The following is a 12,232-nucleotide window of genomic DNA, read 5'->3' as shown; positions in this document are numbered from 1 at the left end:
AAAATCCCTATTTTTGTTTGATTTACCTATTTCATGGCGAGGCATTTTTTCGTTTTATTAAGTCTTAGCCTGGTTCTGGGCGCCTGCACGCAACGACTGATATGCCCTGCCTACCAAAGCGCGTTCATTTACGACAAGAATGAGCTGCGCAAGAAGTTTAGCTATTTCCAGGAAGACTCCACCCCCAAGGTCTACACGGCCAGCAAGAACCGCTATTTGATAGCCGAACCCGTTTCCTATCGCAAAAAAGTGCGCAGCCTGCAAACCGTGGCCATGAAGCCGGTGAAAGTATACGTTCCCGACTCCCTCACGATCACCGATGAAGAAGGTGTGCTGGGCGAAAATGGCATTGTCCCGGGCGCTGAACTTGACCTCGCGGCACGTTCCGTGATCGACAGCACCTACATCGTCGACATCCCGAAAGACACTGCCGAAGCAGCAACCGACAGCGTCTACATGATCACCAAAGACAAAGAAGTGCGCATGCTGCGGTTCAGCACACAAGACAGCCTCATCTATGACGAGACCTCCGGCAAGTACGTCGCCAAGGTGCCCAAATACTATATCACCGAAGTTCGCTACAACGTAGAGCAGGACAACTACATGTGGTACCTGCGCCACAACCTCATTCTCCCCGACGTGCGCCTGGCCCAACAGACACAACAAGAGTCTAAAGCAGAAGCCAAGAGCGGCGGCAAAAAAGCCAAGAAAAAAGGAGGCTTCTTTAAAAACCTCTTCAAGAAAAAGAACAAAGAGGCCGTCGACTCCACCGCCATCAGCGCCCCGCCCAAAGAATCGGACGGCGATTTCGACTACGTAGACGAGGACGAGCAACAAGCCCAGGCGGCACAAGCACAGGGACAACCAGCAGAGGCACCCAAAAAGAAGAAAGGACTCTTCAAGAAAAAAGACAAGACCGAAGCCACTGGTCAACCGGCAGAGGAAAAGCCTAAGAAGAAAAAGAAAGACAAGAAGGCGAAGAAGCAGGAAGAGGCGAAGCCGGAAGCGGATAAGGAGGAAGAGGATAAGGATGATGGGTTCTGAGGTCAGGAGCCAGAATCCAGAATCCAGGAGCCAGTCTTTGTCGTCGGTAATTCAGTAGCCAGTATTCAGCAGTGGGAGCTACGGTCCCACGGGGCCGATCCTGTTGAAGCTAAGAGTTAATCGATGCAATTTGTTTTATAGAGGATCATAAGCCAAAAGGTCAGGAATTAGAAATTCAGGACCTGGAAAATTTCGAATGGTCACCACGGATTTATAACCGCCGTTGTTGGTGTCCCACCAACAACATCATTCAGGATCGTCACAGCAATTTGTCCCTACACCTGGAAGGGCATCCATTCAGCATCCATCACCCTCAAATGCCGACCGCCATTATTTGAGTTACAACCGCAGTTGTTCGTGTCCCACCAACAACATCATTCAGCATCGTCAAGCACGATGCACCTCCATCATCCTCAATCAAACAACGTCAAATTTCCAAATTGATCCGATGGGGGCGTGGGTAAGATCAGCGACGGCACATTGGTGTTGATATCATTGATTCGCGGTGACACGGGGTAATAATTTGTTTTATCCGCAGGGTAGGGCACGAGCACGGCGAGAAGTTCTTCCTCGGTGCTTTCGGGATTGAGCCATATTTTTTCTGCAGCCACCGTGAGCAGGGCGGGCATGCGATCTTGTACGGTGGCCACCATTTCGTTGGCGGTGGTGGTGATCATGGAGAAGGTGTGGAACTCGTGGCCGTCGGTGTCTTCAAATTCTTCCCAGACGCCGGCAAAGGCAAACAGTTCCTGGTCGAGGGTGGTGAAGCGGTAGGGGATGGCGGTTTTCTTGCCCACTTTTTTCCAGGCATAAAAACTGTCGGCCGGGATGAGGCAACGGGTCTTCATCATCGCCTTTTTTTGCGCGGGTTTTTCGGTGATGGTTTCGGCGCGGAGGTTGATGATCTTTTCGCCGGGGGTTTTGTTCTTGGCCCATTCGGGCGATGTTCCCCAATAGAAGGTCGAAATGCCCTGTGGCGCAGCGTGGGTGATGACGGGCAGCAGTTGCGTGGGCGCGGCGTTGTAGCGTGGATCGATCGCGGCCAATGCTTCTGCCAGAAAGCGTTCTTTGATCTGTTCGGCAGATGCGGTAAGGCTATAACGTTCGATCATGGGGAGAGGGTTGTGGTTGTTTGGTGCGAAGTACTGTGATTTATTCCGGAAACAAAAAAGATAACGCACGCTCTTCAGACCAATATAATCCATTTTTGCGGAATTGCGCGAAGCCCACATGGCCCCCGAACTGCGGGCTTTCAAATTTCACTACCGGGTGATCTTTTAATGCTGCTGCCGGATAACACGCCGTGCTTAAGAAGGGATCGTTCTGTGCGTTCACGATGAGCGTGGGGATCTGTATGGTGTGCAGAAAATTTAATGCGCTGCACCGCGTGTAATAGTCCAACGCGCTGGCAAATCCGTGTAGCGGCGCCGTGTACCGGTCGTCGAACGCCATCAGGGTTTTGATGTTTCCAATGCCGGTCACATCCAGTCCGGGCATTTGTGTCGCCTTGCGGATCACCTTTTCTTTCAGGTTGTTCAAAAAGCGCTGGTTATAAATCCAATTGGAAGGTTCCGAGATCTTCAGGCAGCTGCTGTGCAGGTGCAGCGGTACCGAGAACGCTACGGCGCGTTTGATCTGGGGATAGGTTGGACGTTCTCCCAAATATTTCAACGTCAGGTTTCCCCCCAGGCTAAAACCCACGAGGTAGAGTTGTTTATAGCCCTTGGCAAGGGCATGCTGAACGATGATCTCCAGGTCGTCGGAAGCGCCGCTGTGATAGAAGCGCAGCTGGCGGTTCATCTCCTCACTGCAGCCGCGAAAATTCCAGGCCAGCACATCGATGCCCTGCCCATAGGCGGCACGTGCCATGCCCTTCACATAGGCGCGCGTGGAGTTCCCTTCCAGACCGTGCGAGATGATCACCAGACTGCTGCTGCCGTGTTGGAGCCAGTCCAGGTCCAGGAAATCATCGTCGGGTGTGGTGATCCGTTCGCGCGTGTAGGCCACCCCGTGCACTTGGCGGAGCGTGGCCGGGTATATCGTTTCCAGGTGTGGGGTAAAAAGAAAGAATGGTCGTTGATAGTCCACAGCCCGCAAAATCTTTTTTTTGATATCAGGGCCGGAGGCCAGCCACAATCTTCAGGTGCCCCAGGTGGTGGTTTCCGTGCCAGGCATAGAGGGCGGTGAGCCGGTCCAGCGGCACGTTCTTTTTCGTGTCCGGGTGAATGAACGATCGCTTCAGGTCCGTCACGGGGATCAGTCTGATCAGCGCGGTCCATTTGGTGTGCAGCGCTTTCAACAAGACCACGGAGATAACAGGGTCCAGGGTTGTTTCGGGAGTTAAAGCCCATTGCTTTTCCTCGTACGCTTTGATCAGCGGTGTTTCCTCGGTCAACGTCCACTTGAAGCGGATGTAGGCGTTCATGTGGCTGTCAGCGATGTGATGCACCACCTGGCGGGCGGTCCATCCGCCTTCGCGGTAAGGCATGTCCAGTTGATCGGCGGTGAGGCTGTTCACGATCTTCTCCACTTCGGCAGGAAGCTTTTCGATCTGTGCCAGATTGGCCAGCATGTCGTGCGTGGTGTAGGATTCTTGTGGCGTGAATTTGCCGATGGGGTAACGCAGGTGGTCGTCGTTATTCGTCATGGAATTCTTCTTTGGCTTTCTTTCGTCGGTTTCGCACGCGGATGTTCACCATCTCGATGATCATGGAAAAGACAATGGCGAAATAAATGTATCCTTTCGGCACTTCCTTGTGCAGTCCTTCCAGGAACAGCATGAAGCCAATGAGGATCAAAAAGCCAAGGGCCAGCACTTCCATCGACGGATGCCGGTGAATGAAATCGCTGATCGCTCCCGAGAAGATGATCATGATGCCGATGGAAAGCACCACGGCAATGATCATGATGATCACCTGGTTGGTGAGCCCCACGGCCGTAAGGATCGAGTCGAATGAAAAGATAATATCCAGTAAGATGATCTGTACGATAATACCCACCACGTTGACTTTGCCACTGCCGCCGGCTTCCAGGGTTTCTTCTTCGCCCTCCATCTCATGGTTGATCTCACGCGTACTTTTGGCGATAAGGAACAACCCGCCCAGGATGAGGATGAGGTCGCGTCCGCTGATGGCGAGGTCTTCCTGTTGAAAGATGAAATTGCCGGGTATGGTGAACAGGGGTTCTTTGAACCGCATCACCCACGTGATGGTGAGCAATAACAAGATGCGCACAAACATGGCCAGCACCAACCCCAGGTTACGGGTCTTCGCGCGGATCTCTACAGGAAGGCGGTTCGAGACGATGGAAATGAATATGATGTTATCAATGCCCAGCACGACCTCAAAAAATGTTAGCGTTAATAAAGCGAGCCAGGTTTCCGCTTTCAGGAAAATTTCCATGTACGGGGGTTATGAAGTTTACGCGTTAAAAATAGGACAACTAACCATCTCCTCCAAAGGGGTTATAAATTATAAAAAGCCCATTTTCAAACCCTTAAAACGTCTTTATGGCCACGAAATGGCCATAAAGACGAAAGGGAGAAAAAGGGTATGTGCTTAACGGTGGGTGATCACTACTTTCTTGCGTACCTGCACCCCCGGTGAAGGCTCGAATTGGATCAGGTAAACACCCGCCGCGAAGGTTGTTGTATTCACCAAAACCTGTTGTTCCCCTGTCACGATCGTGCGTTGCAACACTTCATGACCAAACGTGTCGAACACCGACAACGGTATGTCCTTCCGCGCGGCTTGGGGCATGTGGATGACCAGTTGATGATCGGCGGGATTGGGATAGAGCGACGTCTGCTGGCTGAACGAAGGCTCTGTTCCGGTGACGATCGCCGTGGGCAGATCGGCCGGGTGCTCAAGCATGGCGGCCTGCAGCACTTCTTTTGTGTTCTCGTTCTGCACAAAAACGACCACGGCGAGGTTGGCAGGATCCACATGCGTGTTGTCTACTTGCCAGGTCAATGTCGGGAGCGTGATCGGTACCCCCGTGGTCAGGGGCAGGGGCAGCACACTGCCCGATGCGTTGGGCAACATTTTGCGTAAAACAAATTCGTTGCCGTCTACGGGGTTCTCAACAATGGCGACGTGCGCCACGAACTTGCCCTCGGTGAGGGTTTGATTCGGGGTGATCTGGGCCACTACCGACAACTGGCTGGCGCTGGCCGGTACCGTGGAAATGCTGATGTCCAGGGGCGATGTCACCAGCGAGCGAAGCGATTTACTTTGGTCAAACCAATCATCGGGGCCGGTAAGCTTGCCGCCGCTCGTGCCGTCGATATAGACACGGGGCACAACCTGGCTGGTATTGGCGATGCCATAAAAGGCTCCGCGGGCGCCGGGGTCTGTGGGATTTTGCAGGTTGATCTCATCTTCGCCGGGGAAGCTCACGTTGTATTGGATCTTTACCACGTCGTTTTGAGGCGTGTTAAAACGGGCGTTGTTCACCGGTGCTCCATCAGCGCCCACGTTGGTGAAGTTCTCCACCAGCATGATGCGGTTGCGGTCCTCGATGTGCACGTTGTTGAAGGCAAAACCTTCGGCCTGGGTGTCGCCGTTGCTGGCGAATGCAATCCGGAAGCGCACTTTGTTCTTTTTGGCGGAGGGCAAAATATTTTCCGGCAGGTTTAGCGAATGCTTGGCTTGCAACCAGATCGGTTCGGTTTCGCCAGGGTCGGTGGTCCACAAGTCGCCCGACCAGGCGAGGAGGCTTTGTTCGCCGGGAGCACTTCCCGAGATCCCGAGGATGTTGTACCAATTCAACCCCGAGTTTTGCGCGCCGATGACTTTCCAGTTCAGACCGCCGTCGGTAGACACCTGCAATACGGCTCCATCCGATCTCTCCCCGCTGTTGCTGATCATGTTCATGGCAAACACCGGCCGTTCAAATCCAGTGATGTCAAAGCAAGGGCTGTTCACCGCGGAGTGGTCGTTTGCTTTATAGTCACCAAAACTCACGTTCTTGTCACCGTTGGTCACCCAAGCCTTTTGAATGCTGTGGATCACGGTGTCGTTAGGCGCCGTGAACTGCCAGGTGGAGTTAACGCTGCTGCTGTCGACCGCCCAGAATCCATCGCCACCGTTGATCTCTTCCATGTGATAGGGATTGAGCGAATTGTATTGCGTGAGCAGCGGCAGGATGCGCAGGGTTTTCTTTAACGTATCGCTGCAATGCAGGTTGGTGTATACGCGAAGCTCCACGGTGTACTCGCCGTCTCCGTTTGTGAATTTGTGGTGAGGCGCCTGATACGTACCCGTGGTATGTCCGCTGGGATCGTTGATGACGGTGGCTTTCGAGTTTTGAGGCAACACATCGCCATCGCCGAAATCCCAATAGACCTCATCGATAGTAAGGTTCGACGAAGCCTGGAAGTTGGTGTTGTCGCCGTTGCAAAGCTGATCAAAGGAAACGGCCGCTTTCGGATTTTGTCCCACTACGATCGTCTGTGTGGCGGAGGTAGAACACTCCTGGCCATTGCTGGTTGATTTTACGACCAGCGAGATGCTGGCGGGGCCGGCGTTTGAAAAAGTGTGTTCGACATCCTTGGTGTAGTAGCTCTGCGAGTCACCCGAAAAGCTCCAGCTATACGAAGGGCTCGAACCCGGCGGCACGGGACCGACATAGGTGAACGGTCGGTTCTCGCAAGGGGAGTCAAAATTCAGGTTGATCACGGGAGCAGGCGTGATTGAAATGTTTACCGGTGTATCATAACTTTCGCAACCGCGGAAGTTCTGGGTCACATAATAGGTTTTGGTGACCGGGTTTTGGGTGCTGATCTGTGTATCAAAAACCGAACCGGTGCCAGGCTCGAGATCCGACAGGGAAGAAGAGGTATACCATTTGTAGGTGACATTGTCATACGGCGAGCTGGCGGTCAACACTCTCGTCCCATCAAAGAATTGGCAATACTGTTGGTCAGTCGCAATCGGGCCACCCACTTTCTTGATGACGATAACCGTCCTTTGCGATTGGCCGACGCAGCCGTTAGCATCTTTGTAGTTATACTTGATCAGAACATTTTTGAAGTCCGCAGCGCCGAAGTTTACAAGATCCGGCTTGAACGTATAGGGGCCGGTTCCCGATCCCGTAACGGAGTTGCTAACGGTCTCCTGATAATTCAGTGTGGTATATCCAAAGATGGGCGAGTCCAGCGTATTGGACAGTGTCACCTGCGGATCTTTTTCGCAAACGATCACCATTTCTTTCACGGGCAGAATATCCGGCACCACGCCTGGCGCTACGAGGTAAGTTGAACCATACGTATACCAGATGGCATCTTCAATGTTGGTGACTGCATCTTTCAGGTAGATCAATATGAACAAAGTAGTCTGACCGACCATGTTGTAAGCCTTGGTGGGGTTGAAGGTATAGGTCGTGGGCGTATTCTGCGTCAGCGGATAATTTGGATCCGACGTGGGATAGGTGAGGTATACACCGTTGATGTAATCATACCCCTGGTAAACCTTAAAGGAACTAAAGGCCTTTCCTGCCGGCATGGGATATAGGGACGTGTTGAACTTCAGGCCGCTGGTAGGGATCTCGTTAGAACAGTACAAGGTCTTCAGGTTGGTGATCGCCGTGCCGGGTATGTTTACCGTTACGGTAAAGCCGTTGGAATTGGAGCACCCGTTGGCCGACGTGTGCGTATAGGTAATGGGTACGCTGGGAGCCTGCGTGGTAAAGGCCTGGGGATTGAAGTAGTACTTGCCGTCGGAGTTCAAGCTCACGCCCTGTCCGCTGAATACGCCAGACCCGTCATTGGGCGTGACGATGGTCTTGTTGCTGAGCTGATACTTTCCTTCATTATAGTTGAACTGGGTGCGAAGCGTGTCGGCAAAAGCAATCGTAGGTTTTGTGAGCCCCGTCACGATCACATCGTCGGTGTCTGTAGCGCCTGTGTTGTCTTTTACCGTAACGGTATAGGTACCGGCCACGGTCACGGTAGGATTCGCGCTGACGCTGGTGAAGCCACTGGGACCGCTCCACGAGATGCTCAGATAGCCGGTGCCCCCGGAACCAGTCGGGTTGCCGCCGATGGTGACATCGTCGCCTATGCAAAGATTTTTATCACCGCCTGCATCGGCCGTTACCGCCGAGACGTTTACCGTAGCCTGATTGGTAAGATCGACCGACGTACAGCCGGCAGAAGTTGCCCGGATCTTATAGGTGTAACTGGTGGGACCGGGAGCGGGGTAAACCGCACCGTTCGGCGACGCATCCGTGGCGAACGAAAGCTGCCCGCCGTTGCCCGTCTGCGTGTTGCCAATGTTTGTGCTGGCCAGCAGGACCAACCGATAGTCGACGGTCGACTGCGTGGCATCCACTTTAATGGACGACGCTCCGCCCACGGCCGCGCTGGCCGGACTGGCAAACACGTTGAGATTGGTGAGGATGGCAGGTTTGAAATTGATGGTAGTCGGTGCGCTCGATAAGCCGTTGTTTGTGTTCTTGACCACCACATCAAAGGAGCCAATGATGGAGGCAGGAACCTTGAACTTGATCGTGGTTGATGTCGGGGCCCCAACATAATCGGATGCCTGAAGCGGTGTGCCGTTGACCAGAACATCCGGGGCAGAGCCGAAGTCGCCACCCACCAGGGTCACGGTTTCTCCCACGCAAGTACTGCTGGCCGTGCTGCTCGCCGGCGATTGAAAGGTGAATACCGGCACATCCTCCGTTGTAAAATCCCAATCATTGTCATTTGTGGTTCCCGCGAAGTTCGCGCCATCGAGGTCATCAAAAACCGAATTGCCGATCTTCACGGCATAGTGAGTGCCGGGAGAGAGGGCCACGGTCATATGAATATCGGCCGTCAGACCGCCACCCGATAACACTACTTTCCCCGCTGCGGTGGGGTCTATCGTTTCGAGTGTGTTGTTGTTGGTCAGGTCCTTGATGATGATCCGGTTGTTGTTGTTCGAGTTATCGCCAACGTTCGTCACAGCTTCCGTGAAGGTGATGGTCACTACGTTGAGGCTGGCAGACACGCCGGTGGCGTTGTCGGCAGGAGTCTCTGTCTGCACATCGGGCGGGGGATTGACCGTTGTGAAATCCCAATCGCCTTTTGTGGTGAGTCCCGCAAAATCGTTGGTCGCATTGTCGTGGACCGCTCCGGCCGGGACGATGACATAGTATTGGGTGTTGACGGCGAGGTTGGAAGTAGGATTGATGACGAGCGTGTTGCCGCCGGAGATCGATGCGCGCGCAGATCCCGGTAAGGTGTAGCTTTCTACGACGGCATCGTCTGAATATTGGCGCAATTCAACGGTGCCGGTACCCATGTTTATGTTGCTGGTGAACAGGATTTGAAGATTGGAGTTCACCGCGACGCCCGTTTGGCCATCGCTGGGGGTGAGGGTGCTTACCAACGGCGGAGAAATATCATAGCGTACGGTGTTGTCCGTGCTGGTACTGGCCGCCGTATTTGTTGTTCCATCCGAAACCAACTTGGCTGCGCCGGCGGGTATCGAGGCGATCACGTTGCCCGTTCCGGTCATGCCGGTCACGCTCACCTCATAGGTGGTTCCGTCATTCGGCGCAATTTCGGTTACCGTGGCAGCCAATGTCCCGCTCGTGGTGGACGAGCTTAGATCCACATCGGCGTTGGTGAAGCCGCTCACGGCCTCGTTGAAGGTCACCACAAAGAGGATCGGCCCGACATTCACAGGATCGGCCTGGCTGCCGCCTTTGTTGATGGTAACGGAATTGTTGGCCCACGCGGCTCCCGTTAAAAAGAAAAGCAAGAAAAGGATGAACAGACGTCTCCGGTGTAAAAAAGGGTCCATAGACAAGTATCGTTAATTCGTATGCTAAAAATTAATTCTTCAATTCTCCCTGGCTGTCGGTGCGGATCAAAAAGATCGAGGATAGGCCGCCCGTTTCTTCCGCGGCGTCGCGGATGGTCCCGCAGATCACGAGGCTGCCATCGGCTGCTTCGCGGATAGACGACACAATTTCATTCGTGGGTCCGCCAATGATCTTATCCCAGATCGGTGCACCATAGGCATCGACCTTGATCAGCCAAATATCTTTACCACCGTTGCCCCGGGTGGGGGTGGTCTCTAAAGTGCCCGCCAAAACATATCCGCCGTCGCGCGTTGCCGTCAACGACTCACCGGTGTCTTCACTCGAGGATGAAGTGGGATCGGATACGGCAATGCCTTCTGTGGCACCGTCATAGTAATGGGCCGATTCCTTTTGGAAATTGCCCAGCTTGTCGGTACGGATAAAAAAGATATTGCCCTTCTTGCCATCGGTGCCGGTATACGTGCCCACGGCGCCATAGCCGATGGGGGCCGACTTCAGATCGTTGATCACCAGCGATTGCTCGGTCAGCTGTCCGAAATAGTCGCAATTCACAAACACGGAGTTGTTCTCCACCACCGGCAGGGCCACATACGATGTGGTGAAGTTGCTGGCGGTACCCGACACTGTTGCGCCCCACATGACGCGGCCGCTATTGTAGTAGACCGACTTGGTGTTGATGTAGTCGCGTTCCAGGTAGTTATACTCCTTTTTCCAAACCGTATCCAACGACGTGGGATTCAGCGTGGCGATATAAGCGAATTCGTTGGCGCCGGGGAATTTATAGGTGCCCAGGGTCACCAGGTTACCCTGGTCGTCTTGCGTGAGGGCGTCGGCGTGAAAATCCACGTGCATATCGTCCTGGCCGGCAGTTTTCACTTTCCTGGCAAAGGATACGTCCGACACGATAGATCCGTTGTTATCCATACGAATGAGGCGTGACCAGTAGTTTTCCAGGTCTGGGATGCTCCCTGAATTAGGGTTCAATTGAATACTGTCACCCACCACGATGTAACCATTGGCCGATACGGTAATTCCGTTGGCCGACCCGCCGTCGATGATCTTTTGCCACACGGGTTTGCCCAGGGCGTCGGTTTTGATCACGATGATCTTGGAGGTAGGCTGATCGCCGGGAATGCTGATGGTGCCGGTGATCACATAGCCGTCGTCGGTAATTTCGGCGCTGGTGGCCACGTAGCTGTTGGCGCCTTCGTAAAAATGCATGAACGTATTGCGTTCGGTAACGCTGGCGTCCTCCAGGTTCTTACAGCCCGACAACATCAACAGGGAAAGCGAAATAAACGAGAGCTTCTTCATTGGAGGAGGGACTTACTTGTTCAGTTTTTTAGGATTGAATCGGTTGTATACGTATCCCAAGGTTACGCTGAGTGTGTTCATTTTGAAAATGCCATCAACGTAACCGCCGGTCGGGAGGGTTTTTGCATAGAGGGCGTAAATATCGGCCGTGTCGTTCAGTTTGGTGAGGCCATAGGAGCCCCGCACCTCGAGAAAGGCAAACCCGCCGGTCACTTTCATTTTCGCGCCCAGGGCTACGATGGCGCTGGCGTTGACACGGTTCCGGTAGTCATTCAAGGACAGGGATTGCTCATCCAGCGATGCGGCTTGTTCCTTGGTGCGCGAAAATTTATTGTTCGCGCTCAACAAGTAATCCAGGGAAGCACCAATGCCCACGTAGGGGTTGAACTTGCTTTCCAGGAAGCGATACTGCAGGATCACGGGAAGCGTGACCCACGTTTGGTTTTCCTGGCCGATGATGGTGAAGTCGCGCGGGTCGCCGGTCGCAATCTCGTTGTAGGTTACTTTGTTTTCATATTTGAAGGTCTTCAATATGAAATTCAATTCTGTGTCGAGGGTAAGCTTCTTGTTCAGCGGCACTTCCACGGCCACGCCACCTTGGAAGCTAATGCCCGGCGAATATTTGCTGGTGCCCTCATTGGCGGCCACATAGCTCACCACGTTGGGCTGGCTGGCATTCGCGCCCAGCTTCACACCGAGCCGATAGATCGGATGCGTGCGGAATGTGCGATACAAGGCAATGAATTCAGCGGGGTCGGTGGTTTGGTTGATCTCGAAGTAATGATCGGTGCGCAGCAGGTTCAGCATCGCCTCGTCGGCTTTAGCGGGTTCCTCCAGGTAAATGTAGGCGAGACAAAGCAGTTTATAGGCTTCTACTTTTTCCTGTTGGGAAAAGCCATCCTCAAGGCATCGCGTCAGCAACTCGGGTATCTCGTGCAACCGGCCCTGCTCATACGTGGACCGGGCCAGGCGCAGGGTTTGCGCACAGGAGGTCAGTTGGGCGTGGGCGGTAAAGGCAAAAAAGGCAAAGGGAAGAACGTATAGAACTCTTTTCATGCAA

At 53.6% G+C, this 12,232-nt stretch carries 8 protein-coding genes; 1 reads left to right on the top strand and 7 read right to left on the bottom strand.

Translation table 11 applies throughout. The features are described 5' to 3' along the window. Window positions 1-33: 33 nt before the first annotated feature. Window positions 34-1,044, top strand: coding sequence for a hypothetical protein (locus BUB30_RS07115; protein ID WP_073132275.1), 1,011 nt, complete (start codon window positions 34-36; stop codon window positions 1,042-1,044). A gap of 413 nt (window positions 1,045-1,457) precedes the next feature. Here the strand turns inward: BUB30_RS07115 and BUB30_RS07110 are convergent, their stop codons facing one another. The 7 genes from BUB30_RS07110 to BUB30_RS07080 all read right to left on the bottom strand — a co-directional run bounded on the left by BUB30_RS07110 (window position 1,458) and on the right by BUB30_RS07080 (window position 12,228). Then, window positions 1,458-2,156 carry an SOS response-associated peptidase gene (locus BUB30_RS07110; protein WP_073132274.1) on the bottom strand — a complete coding sequence of 233 codons (699 nt, stop codon included), beginning with the start codon at window positions 2,154-2,156 and terminating at the stop codon, window positions 1,458-1,460. A 40-nt stretch (window positions 2,157-2,196) separates the two neighbouring features. Beyond that, window positions 2,197-3,132: a YheT family hydrolase gene (locus BUB30_RS07105; RefSeq protein ID WP_084138096.1), complete on the bottom strand. Its 936-nt coding sequence runs from the start codon at window positions 3,130-3,132 to the stop codon at window positions 2,197-2,199. 25 nt (window positions 3,133-3,157) lie between these two features. After that, window positions 3,158-3,691: a YfiT family bacillithiol transferase gene (locus BUB30_RS07100; RefSeq protein WP_073132272.1), complete on the bottom strand. Its 534-nt coding sequence runs from the start codon at window positions 3,689-3,691 to the stop codon at window positions 3,158-3,160. Beyond that, complete coding sequence (locus tag BUB30_RS07095; protein WP_073132271.1) at window positions 3,681-4,445, bottom strand: TerC family protein; 765 nt, start codon at window positions 4,443-4,445, stop codon at window positions 3,681-3,683. The genes BUB30_RS07100 and BUB30_RS07095 overlap by 11 nt, the downstream gene beginning before the upstream one ends. A 156-nt stretch (window positions 4,446-4,601) precedes the next feature. Then, complete coding sequence (locus BUB30_RS07090; RefSeq protein WP_073132268.1) at window positions 4,602-9,836, bottom strand: Ig-like domain-containing protein; 5,235 nt, start codon at window positions 9,834-9,836, stop codon at window positions 4,602-4,604. Between the two features lie 31 nt (window positions 9,837-9,867). Then, entirely contained in the window at window positions 9,868-11,172 is a 1,305-nt protein-coding gene (locus tag BUB30_RS07085; protein WP_073132266.1) for a hypothetical protein, read from the bottom strand. Between the two features lie 12 nt (window positions 11,173-11,184). Then, entirely contained in the window at window positions 11,185-12,228 is a 1,044-nt protein-coding gene (locus tag BUB30_RS07080) for a porin family protein (protein ID WP_073132264.1), read from the bottom strand. Window positions 12,229-12,232: the final 4 nt, after the last annotated feature.

It is taken from the genome of Chryseolinea serpens (assembly GCF_900129725.1).
Taxonomy (GTDB): Bacteria; Bacteroidota; Bacteroidia; order Cytophagales; family Cyclobacteriaceae; genus Chryseolinea; species Chryseolinea serpens.
This window is presented reverse-complemented; position numbering and strand designations above follow the sequence as displayed.

What these genes read in the sequence shown, in the direction of transcription:
- BUB30_RS07115 (WP_073132275.1), top strand. Translation starts at nt 34, where the DNA reads ATGGCGAGGCATTTTTTCGTTTTATTAAGTCTTAGCCTGGTTCTGGGC.
- BUB30_RS07095 (WP_073132271.1), bottom strand. Translation starts at nt 4,445, where the DNA reads ATGGAAATTTTCCTGAAAGCGGAAACCTGGCTCGCTTTATTAACGCTA.
- BUB30_RS07110 (WP_073132274.1), bottom strand. Translation starts at nt 2,156, where the DNA reads ATGATCGAACGTTATAGCCTTACCGCATCTGCCGAACAGATCAAAGAA.
- BUB30_RS07080 (WP_073132264.1), bottom strand. Translation starts at nt 12,228, where the DNA reads ATGAAAAGAGTTCTATACGTTCTTCCCTTTGCCTTTTTTGCCTTTACC.
- BUB30_RS07100 (WP_073132272.1), bottom strand. Translation starts at nt 3,691, where the DNA reads ATGACGAATAACGACGACCACCTGCGTTACCCCATCGGCAAATTCACG.
- BUB30_RS07085 (WP_073132266.1), bottom strand. Translation starts at nt 11,172, where the DNA reads ATGAAGAAGCTCTCGTTTATTTCGCTTTCCCTGTTGATGTTGTCGGGC.
- BUB30_RS07090 (WP_073132268.1), bottom strand. Translation starts at nt 9,836, where the DNA reads ATGGACCCTTTTTTACACCGGAGACGTCTGTTCATCCTTTTCTTGCTT.